Annotated in this window: 20 protein-coding genes; all 20 read left to right on the forward strand. The window is 67.3% G+C overall.

From position 1 onward, the window contains the following. The first annotated feature begins 2 nt into the window (after positions 1–2). The 20 genes from EDF39_RS12655 (at position 3) to EDF39_RS12750 (ending at position 24,872) form a co-directional block, all read left to right on the forward strand. Positions 3–1,784: a penicillin-binding protein 2 gene (locus EDF39_RS12655; protein WP_084815843.1), complete on the forward strand. Its 1,782-nt coding sequence runs from the start codon at positions 3–5 to the stop codon at positions 1,782–1,784. 66 nt (positions 1,785–1,850) lie between these two features. Continuing rightward, positions 1,851–3,413 (forward strand): Mur ligase family protein, encoded by a 1,563-nt coding sequence (locus tag EDF39_RS12660; protein WP_123943678.1) that lies wholly within the window; start codon positions 1,851–1,853, stop codon positions 3,411–3,413. Beyond that, positions 3,410–4,828, forward strand: a complete 1,419-nt coding sequence (murF, locus tag EDF39_RS12665) for a UDP-N-acetylmuramoyl-tripeptide--D-alanyl-D-alanine ligase (protein WP_123943680.1) — start codon at positions 3,410–3,412, stop codon at positions 4,826–4,828. Before EDF39_RS12660 ends, murF begins: the two co-directional genes overlap by 4 nt. Further along, a complete protein-coding gene (gene mraY / locus EDF39_RS12670) occupies positions 4,825–5,916 on the forward strand; it encodes a phospho-N-acetylmuramoyl-pentapeptide-transferase (protein ID WP_123943681.1) in 1,092 nt (363 codons plus the stop codon). Before murF ends, mraY begins: the two co-directional genes overlap by 4 nt. Further along, positions 5,916–7,478 carry a UDP-N-acetylmuramoyl-L-alanine--D-glutamate ligase gene (gene murD / locus EDF39_RS12675; RefSeq protein ID WP_123943683.1) on the forward strand — a complete coding sequence of 521 codons (1,563 nt, stop codon included), beginning with the start codon at positions 5,916–5,918 and terminating at the stop codon, positions 7,476–7,478. Before mraY ends, murD begins: the two co-directional genes overlap by 1 nt. Then, positions 7,435–8,721, forward strand: a complete 1,287-nt coding sequence (ftsW, locus tag EDF39_RS12680; RefSeq protein WP_084815844.1) for a putative lipid II flippase FtsW — start codon at positions 7,435–7,437, stop codon at positions 8,719–8,721. Before murD ends, ftsW begins: the two co-directional genes overlap by 44 nt. Next, entirely contained in the window at positions 8,718–9,818 is a 1,101-nt protein-coding gene (locus EDF39_RS12685; RefSeq protein ID WP_123943685.1) for a glycosyltransferase, read from the forward strand. Before ftsW ends, EDF39_RS12685 begins: the two co-directional genes overlap by 4 nt. Next, positions 9,815–11,233, forward strand: coding sequence for a UDP-N-acetylmuramate--L-alanine ligase (gene murC / locus EDF39_RS12690; RefSeq protein WP_123943687.1), 1,419 nt, complete (start codon positions 9,815–9,817; stop codon positions 11,231–11,233). The genes EDF39_RS12685 and murC overlap by 4 nt, the downstream gene beginning before the upstream one ends. Positions 11,234–11,291: 58 nt before the next feature. After that, positions 11,292–12,320 (forward strand): FtsQ-type POTRA domain-containing protein, encoded by a 1,029-nt coding sequence (locus EDF39_RS12695; protein WP_123943690.1) that lies wholly within the window; start codon positions 11,292–11,294, stop codon positions 12,318–12,320. Positions 12,321–12,511: 191 nt separating this feature from the next. Continuing rightward, entirely contained in the window at positions 12,512–13,663 is a 1,152-nt protein-coding gene (ftsZ, locus tag EDF39_RS12700) for a cell division protein FtsZ (RefSeq protein ID WP_055957541.1), read from the forward strand. A gap of 3 nt (positions 13,664–13,666) precedes the next feature. Further along, positions 13,667–14,401, forward strand: a complete 735-nt coding sequence (locus tag EDF39_RS12705) for a YggS family pyridoxal phosphate-dependent enzyme (protein ID WP_123943692.1) — start codon at positions 13,667–13,669, stop codon at positions 14,399–14,401. Between the two features lie 34 nt (positions 14,402–14,435). Next, the gene (locus EDF39_RS12710; protein ID WP_123943694.1) at positions 14,436–15,041 is read left to right on the forward strand and encodes a cell division protein SepF; all 606 of its coding nucleotides are present in this window, start codon (positions 14,436–14,438) and stop codon (positions 15,039–15,041) included. 87 nt (positions 15,042–15,128) lie between these two features. Further along, positions 15,129–15,434: a YggT family protein gene (locus EDF39_RS12715; protein ID WP_055957546.1), complete on the forward strand. Its 306-nt coding sequence runs from the start codon at positions 15,129–15,131 to the stop codon at positions 15,432–15,434. A 199-nt stretch (positions 15,435–15,633) separates the two neighbouring features. Beyond that, positions 15,634–16,473, forward strand: coding sequence for a DivIVA domain-containing protein (locus tag EDF39_RS12720; RefSeq protein ID WP_055961764.1), 840 nt, complete (start codon positions 15,634–15,636; stop codon positions 16,471–16,473). Further along, positions 16,460–17,104, forward strand: coding sequence for a signal peptidase II (lspA, locus tag EDF39_RS12725; protein WP_233573120.1), 645 nt, complete (start codon positions 16,460–16,462; stop codon positions 17,102–17,104). The genes EDF39_RS12720 and lspA overlap by 14 nt, the downstream gene beginning before the upstream one ends. Further along, positions 17,101–18,024, forward strand: a complete 924-nt coding sequence (locus tag EDF39_RS12730) for an RluA family pseudouridine synthase (protein ID WP_123943696.1) — start codon at positions 17,101–17,103, stop codon at positions 18,022–18,024. Before lspA ends, EDF39_RS12730 begins: the two co-directional genes overlap by 4 nt. Positions 18,025–18,041: 17 nt before the next feature. Continuing rightward, entirely contained in the window at positions 18,042–21,611 is a 3,570-nt protein-coding gene (dnaE, locus tag EDF39_RS12735; protein ID WP_123943698.1) for a DNA polymerase III subunit alpha, read from the forward strand. A 232-nt stretch (positions 21,612–21,843) separates the two neighbouring features. Further along, positions 21,844–23,154: a histidinol dehydrogenase gene (hisD, locus tag EDF39_RS12740; RefSeq protein WP_123943700.1), complete on the forward strand. Its 1,311-nt coding sequence runs from the start codon at positions 21,844–21,846 to the stop codon at positions 23,152–23,154. Between the two features lie 177 nt (positions 23,155–23,331). Next, complete coding sequence (nrdR, locus tag EDF39_RS12745; RefSeq protein ID WP_055957553.1) at positions 23,332–23,808, forward strand: transcriptional regulator NrdR; 477 nt, start codon at positions 23,332–23,334, stop codon at positions 23,806–23,808. Continuing rightward, complete coding sequence (locus tag EDF39_RS12750; protein ID WP_123943702.1) at positions 23,805–24,872, forward strand: quinone-dependent dihydroorotate dehydrogenase; 1,068 nt, start codon at positions 23,805–23,807, stop codon at positions 24,870–24,872. Before nrdR ends, EDF39_RS12750 begins: the two co-directional genes overlap by 4 nt. Positions 24,873–24,914 lie beyond the last annotated feature (42 nt).

The following is a 24,914-nucleotide window of genomic DNA, read 5'->3' on the forward strand; positions in this document are numbered from 1 at the left end:
TCGTGAGATCAGCCAGGCCAACACCCGCTACACGGCATCGTCGACACCGGACGACCATCGCTGCGATCGTCATCTTCGCCCTCGTGGCGGTGTTCGTGGTGCGACTCGTCGACATCCAGGTCGTGCAGGCATCGACGCTCAACAAGCAGAGTCTCGGCAAACGCTCGGTGCCGACGATCCTCTACGGCGATCGCGGGTCGATCGTCGACACGAACGGCAAGGTGCTGGCCAAGACCGTCGTGCGCTACGACATCACGGCTGTTCCGGCCTATGCCCAGAAGGGCTACAAGACCACGGTCGGCGGCAAGTCGGTCACATACACGCTCTCGCAGACCGCCGATCAGATCGCGGCTGCCACGGGTGCCAAGGCCTCTGACATCGTGAAGGCGCTGACCGCCGACAAAAAGAGCGTCTACGCGAAACTCGTCGGGAGCGTCGACGTCGATGCCTACGAGAAGATCCAGAAGCTCGGCATCTCCTGGATCTACCCGAAGCGGACGACGGCTCGCACCTATCCGAATGGGGCCGTCGCCGGCAACCTGACAGGTTTCATGGGCACCGACGGTGCTCAGGCCGGGCTCGAGCTCGAGTACAACAAGTGCCTCGCCGGGACGAACGGCTCCGAGACCTACGAGCGGGGTCTCGACAACGTCAAGCTGCCCGGCAGCACGGTGACGACGAAGAAGGCGGTCGACGGGGGCGTGCTCGAGACCACCATCGACGAGTACCTGCAGTACCAGGTGCAGCAGGATCTCGCAGAGCAGGTCAAGGCAATCGGTGCCACATCGGGCACGGCGATCGTGATGAAGGTGTCTGACGGATCCCTTCTGGCCGTGGCCGACTCCGACAGCGTCGACCCCAACAACGTCGACGGGTCGTCGACGTCGAACCTCGGATCGAAGGCGTTCACCGACTCGTATGAGCCCGGCTCGACCGTCAAGTCGCTGATCGCGGCCGCCGCTATCGACCAGGGCGTCGCGACTCCGGCCACGCAGGAGACGGTGCCGTACAGCCGCACCTTCCCGTGGGGCGGCCGCATCGCCGACGCCGAGTTCCACGACACCGAGCAGTTGACTCTCGCCGGAATTCTGGCGAACTCGTCGAACGTGGGCATCACCCAGGTCGGCGAAAGACTCTCCAAGCAGACCCGCTACGACTATCTAAAGAAGTTCGGCTTCGGCTCGAAGAGCGAGGTCAAGTTCAACGGCGAGTCGGTCGGGCAGCTCGGAACGCCGAGCAGCTGGGACAGCCAGACGAACATCAACTCGATGTTCGGTCAGGGAATCGGCACGAGCGCCATCCAGATCGCCAGTGCCTATCAGACCCTGGCGAACGGCGGCGTGCGCATGCCGGTCACCCTGGTCAAGGGATGCAAGCAGAGCGACGGCACGGTCACCGACACGCCGAGCGCCAAGGGCACCCGCGTCGTCTCGGAGAAGGCGGCGAACGACGTGGTCGACATGCTCGAAAACACCATTCCCGAAGGAACCCTCGCGGGGATGACACCGATCTCGGGCTACAACGTCGCCGCCAAGACGGGAACGGCTCAAATCGCCGACGCACCCGGTGGTGGCTACGGAAGCGACTACATCATCTCCGTCGCGGGTATCGCACCCGCCGAGAACCCGCAGTACGTCGTGCTCGTCACCTTCACGAAGCCGACTACGCTGAAGACTTCGTTCGCGGCGGCACCCGCCTTCCGCGAGATAATGTCCCAGGTCCTCGAGAACTATCGGGTCAAGCCGTCGACCACCCCGGCGACGAACCTTCCCGATACGTGGTGAGAAGCGACCCGACCCGTTGCCCTTCCACCCGTTCCGACATATGACCAGGCAAGAAATGAGGATTCTTTGAGTGCCCGGATCCCCCCGGTTCTTCGACCGGAACATCCCTCGGCGAGGTCGCTCGGCCAGCTGGCCAGCGAATTCGGACTCGAGCACATCGGCTCGCTCGACGGCATCGAGATCACCGGCGTCACACTGTCGACCGGCGATCTCCACCCCGGCGACCTCTACGTCGGAGTGCCCGGCGCTCACCGCCACGGCGCCGAGTTCGCCGAGAAGGCCCGCGAGGGCGGAGCCGTCGCCCTGATGACCGACGCCCGCGGAGCCGAGCTCGCCAGCGGGTCCGGCCTGCCTGTCGTGCTCGTCGACTCGCCTCGTGCAGCCCTCGGCGACGTGTCGGCCTGGGTCTATCGCACAGCTGAGCAGACGCCGCTCCTCTTCGCCGTCACCGGCACCAACGGCAAGACCTCGACGTCGTACCTGCTCGAGGGCATCCTCAAGCAGATGGGCCTCGTCACCGGACTCTCGTCGACCGCCGAACGCCACATCGGAGACCTCACTGTCGTCTCCCGTCTCACGACCCCCGAGGCGAGCGAGATGCATGCGCTCCTCGCCCGGATGCGGGAGAGCGAGGTGCGAGCCGTCGCCATCGAGGTGAGTGCCCAGGCCCTCAGCCGACACCGCGTCGACGGCCTCGTCTTCGACGTCGCCGGCTTCACCAATCTCAGCCACGATCACCTCGACGACTACGCCGACATGGAGGAGTACTTCCAGGCGAAGCTGCCCCTCTTCCAGCCGGATCGCGCCAAGCGCGCCGTCGTCTCGTTGGACTCGCCCTACGGGCAGCGCGTGGTCGAGGCGTGCCGCATCCCGGTCACCACGATCACCATCAAGCCCGCGGGCACCGATGAGCACCGCGACGCCGACTGGACCATCGAACTGCTCGATGAGCAGGCGGCCTACACGGAGTTCCGTCTGAGCGGGCCCGAGGGCCGCTCGCTCGTTACCCGGGTGCCCATGATCGGCTGGCACATGGCGGCCGACGCCGCCCTCGCCATCGTCATGATGGTCGAAGCGGGCTTCGAGCTCGAGGCCATCGGCCAGTCGCTCGACGAAGACGGCGGCATCGTCGCGTACCTTCCGGGTCGCACCGAGCGAGTCTCCGGCGACCGCGGCCCGAGCGTCTTCGTCGACTTCGGTCACAGCCCCGACGCGTTCCTTAACACCCTCGCCGCCGTCCGCCGGTTCACCCCCGGCAAAGTCATCATGCTGTTCGGCGCCGACGGCGACCGCGACACTACGAAGCGGCCCGAGATGGCTCGGGTCGCGGCAGAAGGATCCGACATCCTGGTCGTCACCGATCACCACCCCCGTTTCGAAGACGCGGCGTCGATCCGCACCACGCTGGTCAACGCGGCTCGCGAGGCGTACCCCGATCACGAGATCCACGAGGTGAGCCCGCCGGAGGCGGCCATCCGCCGGGCCGTTGCGATGGCGGGGGAGGGCGACTCGATTCTCTGGGCTGGCCCCGGCCACCAGGATTACCGCGACATCCAGGGCGTGCGCACGCCCTACTCGGCTCGCGACGAGGCGCGCGACGCCCTCCGCGAAGCGGGGTGGGCCGAGTGATCGCTCTGACTCTCGCCGAGATCCACGCGATCGTCGGTGGCACCCTGGCTCTCACGCCCGAGACGACCGATCAGCTCGTCGTCGACGGCTCGGTCGAGACCGACTCGCGCCTCGCCACTCCGGGGTCGATCTTCTTCGCGCTGCCCGGCGAGACCACCGACGGCCGCCTCTTCGTGCCGCAGGCGGTCGAGAACGGCGCAGCCCTCGTGATCTCGGAGGGCGAGGTCGAGGCGCTGGTGCCTCGGATCCTCGTCGACGACGGAGTGGCCGCGCTGTCGGCCCTCGCCACCGCGGTCGTGCAGAGGGTGCGCGACGCCAAGACCCCGACCGAGCCCCTTCGCGTGGTCGGAGTGACCGGATCGAACGGCAAGACGTCGACCAAGAACATGCTGCGGGCCATCCTGTCCGACCTCGGCCCCACTGTGGCGCCCGAAGGGTCGTTCAACAACCACGTCGGCGCACCGATCTCCATGCTGCGCGTCGACTACGACACACGCTTCCTCGTGGTCGAGATGGGTGCCTCCGGCGCGGGCGAGATCGCTCGCCTCGTCGCGATCGCCCGCCCCGACACGGGCGTCGTCTTGAAGGTGGGCCTCGCTCACGCCGGTGAGTTCGGCGGAATCGAGGCGACGCAGAAGGCGAAGTCCGAGATGGTCACCGACCTGCCGGGCACCGCGACCGCGATCCTCAACACTGATGACTTCCGGGTCGCGGCCATGGCCGACCTCACCCGGGCCCGCGTCGTCTCGTTCGGATTCGGCGACTCCGCCGAGTACCGCGCCTCCGACATCGCCGTCACCGCCGAGGGCACGGCTTTCACCCTGAACGCCCCCGGTCTGACGAAGAACGTGACCCTCAGAATTCTGGGCGAGCACCACGTCATGAACGCCCTGGCCGCCCTCGCCGTCACCGGCGAATGGGGTCTCGACGTCGACCGGGCCGCCTCCGTGCTCGAGGGCGTCACCCGCGCGGAGCGCTGGCGCATGGAGGTCCTCGACGGGGGCCCCGGCATCACCGTGATCAACGACGCGTACAACGCCAGCCCCGACTCCGTCGCGGCGGCGCTCAAGACGCTGGCGCAGATCGTCGGCCCCGACCAGCGGTCGGTCGCCGTCATCGGCGAGATGGCCGAACTCGGCGAGTACGCGCAAGAGGAGCACGACCGGATCGGCCGACTCATCGTGCGCCTCAACATCCACAAGCTCGTCGTCGTCGGCGACGCGGCGCGGCACGTTCACATGGCCGCGGGTCTCGAAGGCTCATGGAGCGGCGAATCGACCCTCGTGCCCGACATCGACGCCGCCTACGAGGCTCTTCGCGCCGACCAGCGCGAAGGCGACGTCGTGCTCGTCAAGTCGTCGAAGTCGGCCGGTCTCCGGTTCCTCGGCGACCGCCTCGCGGGGGTGACGGCATGATCGCTCTTCTCGTCGGCGGCTCGGTGTCGCTGATCTTCACCCTGCTGCTCACGCCGCTCTTCATCCGGCTGTTCCACCACCTGGGGTGGGGCCAGTTCATTCGCAGCGACGGCCCGCAGTCGCACCACACGAAGCGGGGCACCGCCACGATGGGCGGCATCGTCCTGATCCTCGGCACGGTGCTCGGCTACTTCGTCGGGCACCTCGTCGGCGGAGACCGCCTCACCTCGAGCGGGCTCCTCGTGCTGCTGATGATGGTCGGTCTCGGTTTCGTCGGGTTCCTCGACGACTTCACCAAGGTGCGCAACCAGCGCAGTCTCGGGCTGACCGGCTGGGCGAAGATCCTCGGTCAGGTCGTCGTGGCGGTCATCTTCGCCGTGCTCGCGCTGATGATCAAGGGGCGCAACGGCCAGACGCCCGCATCGACCTTCATCTCGGGTGTCCGCGACATTCCCTGGCTCGACCTGGCGTTCGCCGGGTCGCTGATCGGGGCGATCCTCTTCTGCATCTGGGTCGTCATGATCACGGCGTCGGCCTCGAACGGCGTGAACGTGGCCGACGGGCTCGACGGTCTCGCGACGGGCGCCTCGATCCTCGCGATCGGCTCGTACATCTTCATCGGCTTCTGGCAGAACAACCAGCTCTGCACGAGTGCTCAGGCGGTGCAGAACGCCTGCTACACCACGACGAATCCCCTCGATCTCGCCGTGGTCGCCGCCTGCATCTCGGGAGGCCTCATCGGCTTCCTCTGGTGGAACACCTCGCCCGCGCAGATCTTCCTGGGCGACACCGGCTCGCTCGGTCTCGGCGGGGCACTCGCTGCTCTTGCCATCCTCAGCCGCACCGAGCTCCTCCTCGTGCTCATCGGCGGCCTGTTCCTCGTGGTGACCGGCTCGGTGATCCTCCAGCGGATCTACTTCAAGCTGACCCACGGCAAACGCATCTTCCTGATGAGCCCGCTGCACCATCACTTCGAGCTCAAAGGGTGGGCCGAGGTGACAGTGGTGGTCCGCTTCTGGATCATCGGCGGTCTCTTCGTCGCAGCCGGCGTCGGCACCTTCTACCTCGAATGGATCAGCAGGGTCTGATGCCCGATACGACACCCCTGGCCGACCGCCTCGCCGCTCTCACGAGCTGGCACGCCGACTGGAAGGGCCTCCGCGTCGCGGTGCTCGGCCTCGGGGTCTCCGGCTTCTCGTCCGCCGACACGCTGGCCGAGCTCGGAGCCGAGGTGCTGGTCGTCGCGCCCGACGACTCGTCCGATCAAGCGCAGCTGCTGCCCGTGATCGGCGTGCGGTTGGTGACGCAGAAAGACCTGTCGGATCCTCCGCACGAGCTCATCGAGTTCGACGCCGACGTGGTCGTCGTCAGCCCCGGCTTCGCGCCGCATCACCCGCTGGTCGTCTGGGCCCTGTCGAGCCGAGCGGCAGTCTGGGGCGACGTCGAGTTGGCGTGGCGCGTGCGCGACAAGGTGCTGGGGGCGAAGACCGGTCGGCCCGCCGACTGGGTGCTGATCACCGGCACCAACGGCAAGACCACGACGACCCAGCTCACGGCCGCCATGATCGCCGCCGACGGCCGAAGCGTCGCCGCCTGCGGCAACATCGGGCTGCCGGTGCTCGACGCCGTCCGTGAGCCCGAGGGGTTCGACGTCTTCGCGGTCGAGCTCTCGAGCCATCAGCTGCACTACCTGCCGATCGAGGGGCCGGGTGCCCTGCACCCCATCGCGAGTGTCTGCCTCAACATCGAAGACGACCACCTCGAGTGGCACGGCGGAGCAGACGCGTATCGCCGAGCGAAGGGCCGGGTCTACGCGAACACGGTCGTCGCCTGCGTCTACAACCGGGCCGACGTCGCGACTCGACTCCTGGTGCAAGAAGCCGACGTCGAAGACGGGTGCCGCGCCATCGGCTTCGGCCTGTCGACCCCGCCCGTCGGCGACTTCGGCGTCGTCGAAGACCTTCTCGTCGACCGTGCGTTCTTGGACGACCGAGCCCACCGGGCGCTCGAGTTGACCACGCTCGACACGCTTGCGTCGTCGGGCCTCGGCGCCGACCACCTCGTCGAAGACGTCTTGGCCGCGGCCGCGCTCGCTCGCGCCCTGGGGGTCGCCCCCGACGCCATCCATCTCGCCGCCGCCGCGTTCCGAGCCGACCACCACCGCTCCGAGGTCGTCGCGTCCCGCTCCGGCATCACCTGGATCGATGACTCCAAGGCGACCAACCCGCACGCGGCCAAAGCATCGCTGTCGGCCGCGGGCAGCGTCGTCTGGATCGTCGGCGGCCTCTTCAAGGGCGTCGATGTCGCCCCGCTCGTCGACAAGGTGTCCCGCGCCGTGAAGGCTGCCGTGCTGATCGGAGCCGACCGGCAAATCCTCAGGGAGGCCTTCGCGCGACACGCGCCCGGCATACCCGTCTTCGAGGTCGACGAGCCCGACACTGAACGAGTGATGCCTCGTGCCGTGACCTTTGCGGCTTCGGTGGCCGAGTCAGGAGACACCGTCCTGCTCGCCCCGGCTGCGGCATCGTTCGACCAATTCGCCGACTACGGCGCCCGCGGTGAGGCATTCGCACGGGCCGTCCACGACCACCTGGCAGGAGACACCGATGGTGACCACCCCATCCAGCCTCCCGCGCCGACTGCGGGCTGAGCGCGCGGCCCGAAAAGCAGCAGGCGAAGGATCCCGCACGGCCGAACCCGACCAGACGCCCGGGGCGGCTCTCGTCGCCGTCCGGCGCCTCTTCGCCGCCGAGTCGACCGCGTTCTTCGTGATCCTCGGCACGGCCCTCTTCCTCGCCATCTTCGGCCTCGTGATGGTGCTGTCGTCGTCGAGCGTCGAGCAGTACGTCGAGACGCACGACTTCTTCGGCGCCTTCCTCCGCCAGGGCATCTTCGCCGCGATTGGCATCCCGCTGATGCTCGTGGTGTCGCGGGTGCCCGTTTGGGCCTGGCAGCGCTATGCCTGGCACCTGCTCGTCGCGTCGATGTTCCTGCAGCTGCTGGTGTTCACCCCTCTCGGCGTCGAGGTGGGCGGAAACCGCAACTGGATTCGACTCGGTTCGTTCAGCGCCCAGCCGTCGGAGTTCCTCAAGCTCGCCCTCACCATCTGGATCGGGATGATCCTGGTGAAGAAAGAGCGCAAGCTCGGCGAGTGGAAAGAGCTGCTCGTGCCGCTGGTCCCGGTCGTCGGGATCGCTCTGGCCCTCGTGCTCAAGGGCGGCGACCTCGGCACCACCCTGATCCTGCTCATGCTGGTGGCGGTTGCCGTCTTCATCGCCGGAGTCAAGCTCCGATTCTTCCTCGTACCGCTCGCACTCCTCGCCGTCGCCATCCCGGTGATCACGGCCACAGCGAGTTCCCGTACCGATCGCATCGCCGCGTGGCTCTCCGGCTGCAGCTCAGAAGAGGCGTACCAGTCGACCTGCTGGCAGACGACTCACGGCCTCTGGGCGCTGGCATCGGGCGGTGTCTTCGGGGTCGGTCTCGGCAACTCGAAGGCGAAGTGGTCGTGGCTGCCCGAGGCAGATAACGACTTCATCTTCGCGATCGTCGGCGAAGAGCTCGGCCTCATCGGCGCGTGCGTCGTACTCGGCCTCTTCATCGTTCTCGCCGTCTCGTTCATCAAGGTGCTGCGCCGCTCCGACGACGCCTTCGTCCGTATCGTCACCGGCGGCATCATGACCTGGATCATCGGTCAGGCCCTCGTCAACATCGCGGTCGTGCTGGGCCTTCTCCCGGTGCTCGGGGTGCCTCTCCCACTCATCAGCGCAGGTGGTTCGTCGCTCATCTTCGTGTTGGTCGCGATCGGTGTGATCCTGTCGTTCCTCCACCGTCGACCGGGTGACGAGACGCCAGTTCGCGTCTCCGCCGAGACGGTAGGGTCTCTCCGGTGACGACGTACCTCCTCGCCGGCGGCGGCACCGCCGGGCATGTGAACCCCCTTCTCGCAACGGCCGACCGGCTTCGCCAGCGTGACCCCGGCGCGAGCATCCTCGTGCTCGGCACTGCGGAGGGTCTCGAAGCCCGCCTCGTGCCGGCTCGGGGCTACGAATTGCTCACGGTTCCGCGTCTGCCCTTTCCCCGGCGGCTGAACGCTGCGGCGCTGCGTTTTCCCGCCAAGATCCTCGGCTCGATCGGCGGGGTGCGGCGGATTCTCAAGGAGCACTCGGTCGACGTGGTCGTCGGATTCGGTGGCTACGCGGCCGCTCCCGCCTATCTCGCCGCGAGGCGTAACGGCGTGCCGATCGTCGTCCACGAGGCGAACGCCAAACCCGGCATCGCGAACGTTCTCGGTGCGTTCTTCACGAAGTACGTCGGCGTCGTCTTCGCATCGACCAAGCTGCGGCACTCCCGCCAGGTCGGCATGCCCCTCCGCGATGAGATCGAGAATCTCGACCGGGGTGCGGTGAAGAACGAGGCTCTGCAGTTCTTCGGCCTCGACCCACACCTGCCGACGCTGCTCGTGACCGGTGGCTCGACCGGAGCGCGCAAGCTCAACGAGACTCTCTCGCGATCGGCCGAGGTCGTCATCGGGTCGGGCTGGCAAATCTTGCACATCACGGGGGAGAAGTCCGAGCTGACGTCGACATCGCTCAGCAACTACCACCTGCTCAAGTACTGCGACCGCATGGATCTCGCCCTCGCCGCGGCCGACTTCGTCGTGTCACGGTCAGGATCCGCCACCGTCTCCGAGCTCACCGCTCTCGGCCTTCCCGCCGTGCTGATTCCCTATCCGGTCGGCAACGGCGAGCAGCGCTTCAACGCCACCGACGTCGTCGAGGCCGGCGGTGCCCTTCTCGTCCGCGACGCCGACTTCACGCCTACCTGGGTGCGACGCGATCTCGTCCCGCTCCTTCTCGACCGGTCGCGTATCGCCGACATGGCAGCCCGAGCTGCATCGGTCGGAGTCCGCGACGGAGCCGACCGCACCGTCGATCTCGTCCTCGAGGCGACACCGGCATCCACTTCCTCACGAATCGCAGGCGCATGATCAAGCCCGACCTCACCCAGCCTCTTCCCGAGACCATCGGCCGAGCGCACTTCGTCGGCATCGGCGGCTCGGGAATGAGCGGGATCGCCCGCGTCTTCCTCGCGGCCGGGATCCCCGTCTCGGGCTCCGATTCGCGCGAGAGCGCCAACGTCGAGGCCCTCCGCGCGCTCGGGGCTCGAATCGCCATCGGCCACGCTGCGGAGAACGTCGGAGACGCCGACACCCTCGTCGTCACGGGTGCCCTGTGGCAAGACAACCCCGAATACCAGCTCGCTCTGGCCAGAGGGCTCCCCGTTCTGCACCGCTCGCAGGCCCTCGCCTGGCTGATCTCGGGGCAGCGGCTCGTCTCGGTTGCCGGTGCCCACGGCAAGACGACCTCCACCGGCATGATCATCACGGCGCTGCTCGAGGCAGGTCGCGACCCGAGCTTCGTCAACGGCGGTGTCATCCAGTCGCTCGGCGTGAGCGCGAAGGGCGGCTCCGACGACCTCTTCGTGATCGAGGCCGACGAATCCGACGGGTCGTTCCTTCTCTACGACACGTCCATCGCCCTCATCACGAACGTCGACGCCGACCACCTCGACCACTACGGCTCGCGGGAGGCATTCGACGAGGCCTTCGTGACGTTCGCCGCGGCGGCGAGTGAATCCGTCGTCATCTCCAGCGACGACGCCGGAGCTGTCGCGGTCACTGCGAAGCTCGACCACGCCCACGTAGTCACGTTCGGGCGCGCCGAGGGGTCTGACGTGCGTGTGACCGACGTCACCTCCTTCGGCCCGGTCGCCTTCACGCTCGGGCACGACGGCGTCGACCGACGCGTTCAGCTCAGTGTGCCGGGTCATCACAACGCGTTGAACGCCGCTGGCGCCTACGCCGTGCTCGTGGGTCTCGGACTCACGCCCGAAGAAGCCATCTCGGGGCTCGAGATCTTCGGCGGCACCCAGCGCCGCTTCGAGCTTCACGGCACCGTCCGCGGTGTCAGCGTCTACGACGACTACGCCCACCACCCCACCGAGGTCGCGGCTGCGCTCCAGGCCGCCCGCAGCGTTGTCGGCGACGGCCGTCTCATCGCCGTCCACCAGCCGCACCTCTACAGCCGCACCCGCATGATGGCCGGCGAGTTCGCCGAGGCGTACGAGACCCTCGCCGACCACACCGTCGTGCTCGACGTGTACGGTGCCCGCGAAGACCCCGAGCCGGGTGTGACCGGTGCTCTCGTGACCGAACGCTTCCAGGATCCCGCACACGCCGACTTCGTCCCCGACTGGCAGAGCGCGGCCGACCGTGTCGCCGCGATCACCCGCGACGGCGACTTCGTCATCACGCTGGGGTGCGGCGACGTGTACCGAATCGTGCCGCAGCTCCTCGCGAGCCTGGAGGCGATCACTCCCGCGTCCACGGAAGCCCGTTCGTGACGCTGGCATCCTCGCCGGTGCTGCGGTGAAGCGTCCCGAGGGGTTCGACCGGGCCCCGATGGCCAGGGCGAAGGCAACGCCCGAGCCGGAGCTCGATGCTGCGTCGGCTGAGGCGTCCGCGACGGCACCCGGTGACGAGGCGATGCCATCCGCCGAGAAGTCGACGCGCACCCTGCCGAAGCTTCCGTCGCTTCCGTCTCTGCCCGCGCGTCCCCCGCGGCCGACGCGGGAGTCGGGTGCCGAGCCGTCGGATCCTGCGGTCATCACACCGGCGTCGACCGGCGCCCGTGACGCTCGTGATCGAGCCCGCGACGCCCGGCGACTCGCTCGTCGAGCCGCTGCCGCTCGCCGTGCCGTCGAACGCGTCGAGGTGCGTCGGTTCACCCGTCGCAGTCGGCATCGTCGTGCCGCCCTCATCACGGCGGCGGCGGTGGTGGTCGCCCTCGTCGGGTCGGTGGCCATCGCCGTCTTCTCGCCGCTGCTCTCGCTTCAGACCATCACCATCGAGGGCACGTCGCGGGTCGACGAGAAGGTGGTCTTGAAGTCGCTCGACTCGCAGATCGGCAAGCCGCTGGCGCTCATCGACTTCGCGGCGGTGAAGAGCGACCTGTCGGAATTCCCGCTGATCGAGTCGTACGTGACCGAGACGATGCCGCCGCACACGCTGGTTATCCGGATCACCGAGAGGTCGCCGATCGCCAGCGTCAAGATCGGCAAGACCTTCGAGCTCGTCGATCCGGCCGGCGTCGTCATCTCGTCGGCGACGAAGCGCCCCGCGGGCGTTCCCGTCGTCAAGGTCACGGGCGACGCGCTCGATGGCAAGGTGTACCGCTCGACGGCCGAGGTGCTGCTCGCGCTCCCGTCGCAACTGCTCAAGCGAGTCAACTCAGTGTCAGCTTCGACGGCCGACGACGTCACGCTGAAACTCACGACCGGTGAGACGGTTGTCTGGGGGAGTGCCGACCAGTCGACGAAGAAGGCGCTGCTTCTGACGGGGCTCATCAAAGACCACACGGCGAGAGACCCCGATCAGGCCGTCGAATACGACGTGTCTGCACCCGATAACGGCATCATCCGCACGAAGTAGCGGTCAGAAAACCGCGACACGCGGCACACATCTGAGCGGCCCCTAGCCGGGGCACCTACCTTGGCACTGCGAGATATGCATACTGAGCATAACATTAACCCTCGAGTAAAGCTTGAAGGTTTATGGCCTCAGAACCATACAGACCGCAACAACCAGACAGCACCACCCAGTTCCTGCAGGCGGAGGCCGACGTGACAACGAACCATAACTACCTAGCCGTGATCAAGGTCGTCGGTGTCGGCGGCGGTGGCGTCAACGCCGTCAACCGCATGATCGAGCTCGGGCTCCGCGGAGTCGAGTTCATCGCGATCAACACCGACGCCCAGGCGCTGCTTCTCAGCGATGCCGACGTGAAGCTCGACGTCGGTCGCGAGCTGACTCGCGGTCTCGGTGCCGGCGCCGACCCCGAGGTGGGTCGCCGCGCCGCCGAAGACCACGCCGAAGAGATCGAAGAGGCCCTGGCCGGGGCCGACATGGTCTTCGTCACCGCGGGCGAGGGCGGCGGCACCGGCACCGGTGGTGCTCCCGTCGTGGCCCGCATCGCGAAGTCCATCGGCGCTCTCACCATCGGTGTCGTCACCAAGCCCTTCGGCTTCGAGGGTCGACGCCGTCAGGCTCAGGCCGAAGCGGGAGTCGCCCAGCTCAAAGAAGAGGTCGACACCCTCATCGTGGTGCCGAACGATCGTCTGCTCGAGATCTCCGAGCGCGGCATCTCGATGGTCGAAGCCTTCGGCACGGCCGACCAGGTGCTCCTCGCGGGTGTCCAGGGCATCACCGACCTCATCACCACGCCGGGTCTCATCAACCTCGACTTCGCCGACGTCAAGAGCGTCATGCAGGGCGCAGGATCCGCCCTCATGGGTATCGGCTCCTCGCGCGGCGCCGATCGCGCCATCAAGGCCGCTGAGCTCGCAGTGGCGTCGCCTCTGCTCGAAGCGTCCATCGATGGTGCGCACGGCGTCCTCCTCTCGATCCAGGGTGGGTCGAATCTCGGCATCTTCGAGATCAACGACGCCGCGCGTCTCGTGCAAGAAGCAGTGCACCCCGAGGCCAACATCATCTTCGGTGCCGTCATCGACGACACCCTGGGTGACGAGGTGCGGGTCACCGTGATCGCGGCCGGCTTCGACGGTGGCGAGCCCACCACCAAGTCGGCCGAGCGCCGGTCGAGCTTCGTCGAGACCGACGCCCCCGCGACGACGACGGTCGCGGGCGTCAGCGCGATCGCCGACAGTGGCACCGTGCCGAGCTACCAGCGCCCCGCGGAGCCCGTCAAGCAGGCGTCCGACCCCGTCTTCGACGACGGCGATGACGACCTCGACGTACCGGACTTCCTGAAGTAGAGCGTGACCGACGACTCTGTGTCTCCGGGGGAGGCGGCAGCCGACGAGGCCGCCGGGGCCTCCCTCGAGCTCTCGGGCCGCGTCGACGACGTCTTCGGACGCATCTCCGACGCGGCCCGTTCGGCGTCTCGCGACCCCGGCGAATTGACGACGATCGTCGTCACGAAGTTCCACCCGGTGTCGCTCGTGCGCGAACTGCACGCGCTGGGTGTTCGGGATGTCGGCGAGAACCGGCACCAGGAGGCGCAGGGGAAAGCCGCCGAGACGTCCGACCTCGACGGCCTCCGGTGGCATTTCGTCGGCCAGCTGCAGTCGAAGAAGGCTCGCCAGGCGCGAGCGTATGCGCACGCCGTGCACTCGCTCGACCGCGACTCGGTGATCGACGCCCTGGCGTCCGACGACGGTCTCGTCATCGACGGGTTCGTGCAGGTCAACCTGACCGACGACGAGGGTCGGGGCGGAGTGGCGGAGGCCGACCTCGAACGCGCGGTGACTCGGATCCTCGGCTCGCCCGGCATCCGACTCCGGGGCGTGATGGCTGTCGCGCCCCTCGACGAGGAGCCCGGCCGGGCCTTCGCCCACCTTCGCGAACTCTCGGAGCGGCTGCGGGTCATCGCCCCCGAAGCGGACCAGATCTCGGCCGGCATGTCGAACGACTTCGCCGACGCCATCGCCGAGGGTGCGACACACCTACGAATAGGCACGGCAATCACGGGAAACCGGCCGGTGGCTGGTTAATGTCGAGTCAGACGATCCGCGACCGGAGGACACCATGGCGAACCCGCTGAAGAAGAGCCTGATCTACCTAGGCCTGGCCGACGAAGAACTCGAATACGACGACCAGTCGCGTACCGAGACGCCTGCCCGAGCCGCGCAGGCCGAGCCCTCCTCTCGCCAACAGACCGCGCCGTCCCCGGCCGCGGCACCAGCCCAGGCTGCCCCCGCGCAGGCCGCGCCGGTCCACAAGCGCGACGCGACGTCGCCGGTTCAGCCGGTGTCGACTCCCACGGCGAATCGCGCTCCCGTGACGCCCCTGCGTCGCACCACGTCGACCAAGAATGTGGTCCCCACCGAAATGGCAGCGTCCTCCGAAATGAACGAAATCCTCACTGTTCACCCCCGCGAATACAAAGACGCGCAGTCGATCGCGGCGAGCTTCCGCGACGGCATCCCCGTGATCATCAACCTGTCGCAGATGACCGAGAGCGACGCCCGTCGTCTCGTCGACTTCGCCAGCGGACTCTCGCAGGGTCTCTACGGCAAGATCGAGCGCGTGACCAACAAGGTGTTCCTGTTGTCGCCCGCGCACATCGCAGTGAGCGGAGATCCGGCTGAGGTAGAGTCCGACATCGAGGCGTCTTTCTTCGCCCAGTCCTGAGGGCTTCTGCCCCCGAGATTCTTCCTCCGCGGGCCGCGCCCGCGCCTGAACCGTGCGAGTTGAACGCCCCGTGTGCTTGGTAGTTTCGTGATCGTCAACCTGATAGCGACCATCGCCTATGTCGCGCTCCTCATCTTCTTCCTCCTGATGTGGGGGCGCTTCATCTTCGATCTGACCCAGTCGGTCAGTCGCTCGTACCGCCCGAAAGGGCCCCTGCTGGTGCTGGCCGAGGTGACGTACACCGTCACCGATCCACCCATCCGGGCCATCCGACGGGTCTTGCCTCCAATTCGACTCGGAGCCGTCGCGCTCGACTTCGGCTGGAGCATCGTGATGCTCGCCGTCGTGATCCTGATGAGTGTCGCGTCCGGCCTGAGCCGCGCAGCGCTGTAATCCGTCCTCTCCTCGGCCCAGCACGACAGCGCGACACGGCGTGACCCTCACCCTGCAGGTCAACCACACGGTTGACGTTGTAGGCTTTTGGCGCACGGTGTCTTCACGGCGCGCGTCGTTGTCTGTTAGGCAACACGCGCAGAATCGGGGGAGGGCATCATCCCAGACCATGTTCCAGAAGATTCACGAGGTGACGGCAATGGCTTTGACGCCTGAAGACGTAGTCAACAAGCGGTTCCAGCCGACGAAGTTCCGTGAGGGCTACGACCAAGACGAGGTAGACGACTTCCTCGACGAGGTCGTCGTCGAACTCCGCCGACTCGGCCAGGAGAACGACGAGCTCCGCCAGCGCCTCGCCTCGAGCGACTCGCAGGTCGAAGAGCTTCAGTCGAAGTCCGCCGCGGCCCCCGTCGCAGCGGCGCCGGCAGAGCCCGCTCCCGAGCCGGAGCCGGAGCCCACCCCCGAGCCGGTCGCCGCCGCTCCCGAGCCCGAGCCGGCCCCCGCGCCCGCCGCGGTGTCGGCAGCGCCCGCCTACGCGGCGCCGACCGACGACGAGACCACGAGCACCAACAACCTCCTCCAGCTCGCTCGTCGTCTGCACGAAGAGCACGTCCGTGAGGGCATCGAGAAGCGCGACTCTCTCATCGCCGAGGGCCACGCAACGGCCGCGCGCATCGTTTCCGAGGCAGAGGCCGCACAGAAGGCCCAGGTCGAGCAGTTCGAGAACGAGCACCGCGCCCGCGTCGCTCAGCTCGACAACGAGCAGAAGGCCAAGGCCGATCAGTTCGACGTCGAGTTCCGTGCCCGCCAGGAGAAAATCGAAAACGAGCAGCGCGCCCAGGTCGAGCGTCTCGACAACGAGCGCATCGGCCTCGAGCACCGCATCGACGAACTCCGCAACTTCGAGCGCGACTACCGCCAGAAGCTGAAGAGCTACATCGAGGGTCAGCTCCGCGAGCTCGACGGCGACAACAACCCCGAGCCCGTCGCGGCGCAGTCGTCTGCACCCGCCAGCTTCCAGGGTTTTGGCTCCAACTAACACGACAGCCACGAAGGCCAGTGCCCGCATCTTGCTGGCACTGGCCTTTGTCGCTGTCATCGTCTACGTGCTCGACCAGGGCACCAAGTTCCTCGTCGTGTCGAACCTGACGCTCGGCCAAGACGTCGACGTTCTGGGTCCGGTCCTCCGCTTCCACTTCGTCAAGAACCCCGGCGCAGCTTTCTCCTTGGCCACCGGCTCCACCTGGATCTTCTCGATCGCCGCGGCCGCCGTCGTGGTCGCGATCGTGGTCTTCTCGCACCGCATCCGCTCGTTGCGCTGGGCACTGATGCTCGGCATGCTTCTCGGCGGAACTCTCGGCAACCTCACCGACCGCCTGTTCCGCGAGCCGGGCTTCGGAGTCGGCCACGTCGTCGACTTCATCTACCTCCCGTGGATCCTGCCCGCCATCTTCAACATCGCCGACACGTTCATCGTGACGAGCATGGGGCTCCTGATTCTCCTGACGCTTTTGGGTGTCGGGCTCGACGGAACGCGGGCGCCCCGCAAGGGCGAAGAGCCGAACACCATCGAGAACGACGGCAGTGACGCCAAGGATCCAGCGGCCGTCTCCTCGACCACCGACCCGTCGGCCACCCAGTCAGCTGCCACCGGACGGGATGCCTCGTGAGTGAAACCCGTTCGCTGTCCGTGCCCGACGGCCTCGCCGGCGAGCGCGTCGATGCGGCCCTCGCGAAGCTGCTCGGCTTCAGCCGCACGTTCGCGGCCGAAGTCGCGTCGTCCGGGGGAGTCACGGTCGATCAGCGCGAGGTCGGCAAGTCCGATCGGCTGGAGGCCGGATCCTGGTTGGAAGTGACCTGGACTCCCAAGGAGGGCCCGACGGTTCAGGCCGTCGAGGTGCCCGGTATGGGCATCGTCTACGACGACGACGATTTCGTCGTCGTCGACAAGCCGGTCGGTGTCGCCGCCCACCCTGCCATGGGCTGGACCGGCCCGACGGTGCTCGGCGGGCTTGCCGCGGCAGGTTTCCGGATCTCGACGAGCGGTGCTGCGGAGCGCGCGGGCATCGTGCACCGGCTCGACGTCGGTACCTCCGGGCTCATGGTCGTCGCCAAGTCGGAGCACGCCTACACCGTTCTCAAACAGGCGTTCCGCGAGCGCACCGTCGAGAAGATCTACAACGCGGTCGTCCAGGGTCACCCCGACCCGCTGAAGGGCACGATCGACGCACCTCTCGGCCGGCACCCCTCATCGTCGTGGAAGTTCGCGGTCGTCGTCGACGGTAAGCCGTCGGTGACGCACTACGAGACCGTCGAGGCGTTCCCGGCCGCGTCGCTTCTCGAGGTCCACCTCGAGACGGGCCGAACCCACCAGATCCGCGTGCACATGGCGGCTCAGCGGCACCCCTGCGTCGGCGACGCGCTGTACGGCGCCGATCCGACCCTGTCGACCAAGCTCGGCCTCACCCGGCAGTGGTTGCATGCGGTCCAGCTCGGCTTCGCCCATCCGGCGACGGGCGAGTGGGTGTCGTTCACCTCGGAATATCCGGCCGACCTTCAACGTGCACTTGAGGTGCTTCGCAACGCCTGACGCCGACACGCCGATCGATGTCGGCGGCCGCGGTTAGGCTTGTTCAACCGCAGCAACCATCAGGAGAAGACTTGCCGTCGAGCGCCGATTCCTTCGTGCATCTGCACGTCCACAGCGAATACTCCATGCTCGACGGCGCAGCTCGTGTCGGGCCCCTGATCGAAGCGGCCGTCAAGCAGGGCATGCCTGCGGTGGCCGTCACCGACCACGGCAACATGTTCGGCGCATTCGACTTCTACAAGACCGCCACCGCGGCCGGCATCAAGCCGATCATCGGCACCGAGGCCTACATCACGCCGGGCACGGCGCGCGGCGACAAGACGCGCGTCAAGTGGGGCGACGGCGGGCGAGACGACGTCTCGGGCGCCGGGTCGTACACCCACATGACGCTGCTCTCCGAGTCGACCGAGGGCATGCACAACCTCTTTCGCCTGTCGTCGAGGGCGTCTCTCGAGGGTTACTACTTCAAGCCCCGTATGGATCGCGAGATTCTGTCCGAGCACGCGAAGGGCCTCATCGCGACGACCGGCTGCCCGAGCGGCGAGGTGCAGACTCGCCTTCGCCTCGGTCAGTACGACGAGGCGATCAAGGCGGCCGCTGATTTCCGCGACATCTTCGGCAAAGAGAACTACTTCGCCGAGATCATGGATCACGGTCTGGGCATCGAGCGTCGCATCATGGACGACCTCCTCAAGCTCGCCAAGCAGCTCGACATCCCCCTGGTGGCGACGAACGACCTCCACTACACGCACGCCCACGACTCCACGAGCCACGCGGCCCTGCTCTGCGTGCAGTCCGGCTCGACGCTGACCGACCCGAACCGGTTCAAGTTCGACGCCGACGAGTTCTACCTCAAGACGGCGGCCCAGATGCGGCACCTGTTCCGCGACCACCCCGAGGCCTGCGACAACACGCTGCTCATTGCCGAGCGCTGCGAGGTCAAGTTCGACACCGAGGCGAACTACATGCCGCGGTTCCCGGTGCCCGAGGGCGAGACCGAAGAGACCTGGTTCAAGAAAGAGGTCGAGAAGGGCCTCGAATACCGGTACCCCGACGGCATCTCGCAGGCGGTGCGGGAGCGCGCCGACTACGAGGTCGGCGTCATCGCCCAGATGGGCTTCCCCGGGTACTTCCTCGTCGTCGCCGACTTCATCAACTGGTCGAAAGACAACGGCATCCGAGTCGGGCCGGGCCGCGGCTCGGGGGCCGGTTCGATGGCCGCCTACGCCATGCGCATCACCGACCTCGACCCGATCCGCCACGGCCTCATCTTCGAGCGGTTCCTCAACCCCGACCGCGTCTCGATGCCCGACTTCGACGTCGACTTCGACGACCGCCGGCGCACCGAGGTCATCAACTACGTCACCGACAAGTACGGTTCCGAGCGGGTCGCTCAGATTGTGACCTATGGCACGATCAAGGCGAAGCAGGCGCTGAAAGACTCGTCTCGAGTGCTGGGCTTTCCGTTCGGCATGGGCGAGAAGCTCACCAAGGCGATGCCGCCCGCGATCATGGGCAAAGACATCCCGCTCACCGGCATCTTCGACCGCGACCACGGTCGTTACAAAGAGGCGGGCGATATCCGAGCGGTCGTCGAGGGCGACCCGGAGGCCAAGACGGTCTTCGACACCGCCCTCGGCCTCGAGGGCCTGAAGCGCCAGTGGGGTGTGCACGCCGCCGGCGTGATCATGTCGAGCGACCCGCTCATCGACATCATCCCGATCATGAAGCGCGAGCAAGACGGCCAGATCGTCACGCAGTTCGACTACCCGGCGGCCGAATCACTCGGTCTGATCAAGATGGACTTCCTGGGGCTCCGCAACCTCACGATCATCAACGACGCCCTCGACAACATCAAGTCGAACCGCGACATCGACCTCGTGCTCGAAGACCTCGAACTCGACGACCAGGGCGCCTACGAGCTGCTCTCCTCCGGCGACACGCTCGGCGTCTTCCAGCTCGACGGCGGCCCCATGCGGGGTCTTCTGCGGCTGATGAAGCCCGACAACTTCGAAGACATCTCGGCGGTCATCGCCCTGTACCGGCCGGGCCCCATGGGCGCCAACTCGCACACCAACTACGCGCTCCGCAAGAACGGCCTGCAAGAGATCACGGCCATCCATCCCGAGCTCGAGGAGCCCCTGCGCGAGGTGCTCGGCGGCACCTACGGCCTGATCATCTATCAGGAGCAGGTCATGAGCGTGGCCCAGAAGCTCGCCGGCTTCTCGCTCGGTCAGGCCGACATTCTCCGTCGCGCGATGGGCAAGAAGAAGAAGTCCGAGCTCGACAAGCAGTTCGCCGGCTTCCAGCAGGGCATGATCGACAACGGCTACTCGGCCGATGCCGTCCAGAAGATCTGGGACATCCTGCTCCCGTTCTCCGACTACGCCTTCAACAAGGCGCACTCGGCGGCCTACGGTGTCGTCTCGTACTGGACCGCCTATTTGAAGGCGCACTATCCGGCCGAGTACATGGCGGCGCTGCTCACGAGCGTCGGCGACTCGCGCGACAAACTCGGTCTCTATCTCAACGAGTGCCGTCGCATGGGCATCAAGGTGCTCCCGCCCGACGTCAACGAGTCGATCGGCTTCTTCGCCGCTGTCGGCGAAGACATCCGGTTCGGCATGGGCGCGATCCGCAACGTCGGCTTCAACGTCGTCGACCACATCATCGCTGCCCGCGAGAGCAAAGAGCCGTTCACCTCCTTCCATGACTTCCTGCGCAAGGTGCCGATCCCGGTGGCCAACAAGCGCACGGTCGAGTCGCTGGTCAAGGCCGGGGCATTCGACACGATGGGAGATACCCGCCGGGCTTTGGTCGAGATCCACGAGGGTGCCGTCGAGGCGGCGGTCAGCGAGAAGCGGGCCGAGGCCAATGGCCAGGTCGGTTTCGACTTCGACTCCCTGTGGGACGAACCCGCTCAGATGCAGCAGGTGCCGCCCCGCCCCGAGTGGCCGAAGCGTGACAAGCTCGCCTTCGAGCGCGACATGCTCGGTCTCTACGTCTCCGACCATCCTCTGGCCGGTCTCGAACTCCAGTTGGCCAAGCACGCGTCCACGACGATCACGACCATCTCGGCCGCCGACGACTCCATCGACGGCGAACAGGTCACCGTCGCCGGTCTCGTCACGAGCGTCCAGCACCGGGTCGCCCGCAACTCCGGCAACCCCTACGGAATCATCACCATCGAAGACTTCGGCGGTGAGATCAGCGTTATGTTTCTGGGCAAGACCTACCAGGAGTTCGGCCCGACTCTCGTCGGCGACTCCGTCATCGTGCTCAAGGGCCGGGTCAGCGTCCGCGACGACGGCAAGAACCTCCACGCCGTCAGCATGTTCCTGCCCGATCTCGGCGTCGCGGCCAGCAATGGGCCGCTCGTGCTGAGCATGCCTGAGTTCCGTGCCACGACCGACGTCGTCACCGAGCTGGGCGCCGTTCTCGGTCGTCACTCGGGTGCCACCGAAGTGCGACTGCGCCTCCTCAAGGGCGACAACGCCCGCACATTCGAGATCCCGCTGCCGGTCGACATCACGGCCGACCTCTACGGCGAGCTCAAGAGCCTGCTCGGGCCGAGCTGCCTGCTCTGACCTGCCGGCTCGGGGCCCATCGCGGCGTCGAGATCGCAGTCGTGGTCGGGTGACCCCGACCAGGAATGCGATCTCGGCGTCGGTCCGAGCGACGAGCCGCAGGATCCTTCGGGTCGTGAGCTTGTCGAATCGTTCCGCGAGATGGCCTCATCGCCGGGCATCCTGGCCCGATTGCGGATATCAAGCCACCTCGCGGGCCTCTCCCGGCCCGCGCCGATAGGCTTGACCGGCCATGATGACGACCACCGACCTCCGCGGTCAGACCCTCAGCCCGAGCCAGTTACTGGCCCTCGTCCCGCGTGCGGTTGGCGACGTGAACGACGCGACCGAGGCCGCTGCAGCCCTCATTGCCGACGTCCGTCAGCACGGCGTCTCAGCCCTGCTCGACCAGGCCGAGCGATTCGATCGGGTTCGGCCGCCTGCGCTCCGCGTTCGCCAGGCCGACATCGACAAGGCTGTCGCCTCGCTTGATCCCCTCGTACGCGAAGCTCTGGTCGAGTCGATCGCTCGGGTGACGGCGTCCAGCGCGGCACAGGTGCCGGCCGAGCAGACGACGCACCCCGCTCCGGGTGCCACGATCGTGCAGCGCTGGCAGCCGATGGCCCGGGCGGGCGTGTACGTGCCGGGCGGCAAGGCCGTGTATCCGTCGAGCGTCATCATGAATGTCGTTCCCGCCCAGGTGGCGGGCGTTCGCTCCATTGCGCTCGCTTCCCCGCCGCAGGCCGAATTCGAAGGATCCGTGCACCCCACGATCCTCGGAGCCGCAGGGCTGCTCGGCATCACCGAGGTCTACGCCATGGGCGGTGCCGGTGCGATCGGCGCTTTGGCGTACGGGGTCGACGACGTAGATCTGCTTCCGGTGCAGGTCATCACCGGGCCCGGCAACAACTTCGTCGCGGCGGCCAAGCGCCTCGTGCGAGGAGTCGTCGGGATCGACTCGGAGGCAGGAGCCACCGAGATCCTCGTCATCGCCGACGCCTCCGCCGACGCGACCCTCGTGGCCGTCGACCTCATCAGCCAGGCCGAGCACGACGAACAGGCATCCGCCGTGCTCGTCACCGACTCGGCCGACCTCGGAGAGCGCGTCGTGGCCGAGGTCGCGCGTCTGGCGCCGCTCACCGCGAGTGCCGAGAGAGTCCGTACCGCGTTGACGGGCCCGCAGTCGGCGGTCGTCGTGGTCGACGATCTCACCGTCGCGGCGGCGTTCAGCAACGCCTACGGCCCCGAACACCTCGAGATCCAGACCGCCGACGACGATGCGGTGCTGGCGCTGATCGATGACGCCGGGGCGATCTTCGTCGGCTCGCAGACCCCGGTCAGCCTCGGCGACTATCTCGCCGGGTCGAACCACGTGCTTCCGACCGGCGGGCAGGCGCGCTTCTCGTCCGGGCTCGGGGCATACACGTTCCTCCGGCCGCAGCAGATCGTGCGCTACGAGGCGGAGCCCCTCGCTGCCGTGGCCGAGCGTCTGGTGGCACTGTCGAGGGCAGAGCGGCTGCCGGCGCACGGCGAGGCCGTGTCGGCTCGGCTGAAGCGGCCCTAGAGTCGGGCAGGCGTACCGTCGCACGACATTTTCGGTCGTTCTCGGCCCGTTTCGGCCCTGCTGGCCCGATTCGGTAGGCGGAGGGTCCGGCTCCGCGGCGCGCGTCGCAGTGCCGGGTGGCCGAGCTTGTCGAGGTCCGGCTCCGCGACACGCGTCGCACCCATAAGCTTGAGCATCATGTTCTGCCCCTTCTGCCGTCACCCCGATTCCCGAGTCGTCGACTCCCGCACGAGCGACGACGGCACGTCGATCCGCCGTCGGAGGCAGTGCCCGAACTGCGGTCGTCGCTTCACCACGACCGAGACCGCGAGCCTCTCCGTGATCAAGCGCAACGGGGTGCTCGAGCCGTTCAGCCGCGAGAAGATCATCTCGGGTGTGCGCAAGGCGTGCCAGGGGCGACCCGTGACAGACGGCGACCTCGCTCAGCTGGCTCAGAAGGTCGAAGAGGCGGTCCGAGCGAGTGGTGCCTCGCAGATCGACGCGAACGAGGTCGGCCTCGCCATTCTTCCGCCGTTGCGAGAACTCGACGAGGTCGCGTACCTGCGTTTCGCCAGCGTGTATCAGGCCTTCGATTCGCTCGACGACTTCGAGGCGTCCATCCGCACCCTTCGCGAAGATCACGCCACCGCGACCACGGCATCGGGCGACGAATGAGCGAGCACGACCTCAAGGGCCTCTACGACCTGATCTTCCGTACGGTCTTTGTGCGAATGGATCCTGAGAACGCCCACCACTTCGCATTCCGCTTCATCAAGCTCCTTCCCGTGAGCCCCGTTGTGGCGTCTCTCGTGCGGCGTTCGACCGGGCCCCACCGGTCACTGCGCGTCGAGACGCTTGGGCTCACCTTCTCCTCGCCGTTCGGCGTCGCTGCCGGTTTCGACAAAGACGCCAAGGGCATCGCCGGTCTCGGAGTCCTGGGGTTCGGTCACGTCGAGGTCGGCACCATCACGGCCAAGCCGCAGCCGGGCAACGACCGTCCGCGCCTGTTCCGGCTCGTCGACGACCGGGCGGTCATCAACCGCATGGGCTTTAACAACGGCGGCGCCGTCAAGGCCGCCGGCGAGGTCGGTCGCGCCCGACACCTGCGCAATCGCCCGGTGATCGGTGTCAACATCGGCAAGAGCCGCGTGGTCGAGGTCGGTGACGCCGTCGACGACTATCTCGTATCGACGCGCCTCCTCGCACCCCTGGCCGACTACCTGGCCGTCAACGTGTCGTCGCCCAACACCCCCGGGCTCCGCGGCCTGCAAGAGCTCGACAAGCTGTCGCCCCTCCTCACCGCGGTCCGCGATGCGGCGGGCACCACGCCCGTGCTGGTCAAGATCGCTCCCGATCTCGAAGACGATGCCGTGCGCCGCGTCTCCGAGTTGGTCGTCGAACTGGGCCTGGCCGGAATCATCGCCACGAACACGACGCTGTCCCGCGAGGGGCTGTCGAGCGACCCCTCGGTGATCGCGAAGGCGGGGGCCGGCGGCCTGTCGGGAGCACCGCTCGCGGCCCGCTCCCTCGCCGTGCTGCGAGTTATTCGCGCCAGCGTGCCGAGCGACCTCTGCGTGATCAGCGTCGGAGGGGTCGAGACGGCCGCCGATGTCCAAGAGCGAATCGACGCCGGAGCGACCCTGGTGCAGGGCTACACGGCATTCCTCTATCGCGGGCCGCTCTGGGCGAGGCAGATCAACCGCGGGCTGCGCGAACTGAGGCGGAACCGCAGCAAGTAGGGCGCGTCGCGCTTATAGGGCCAAAGACGAAGGATCCGGGGG

The sequence above is a fragment of the Frondihabitans sp. PhB161 genome (genome assembly GCF_003814635.1).
Taxonomy (GTDB): domain Bacteria; phylum Actinomycetota; class Actinomycetes; order Actinomycetales; family Microbacteriaceae; genus Frondihabitans.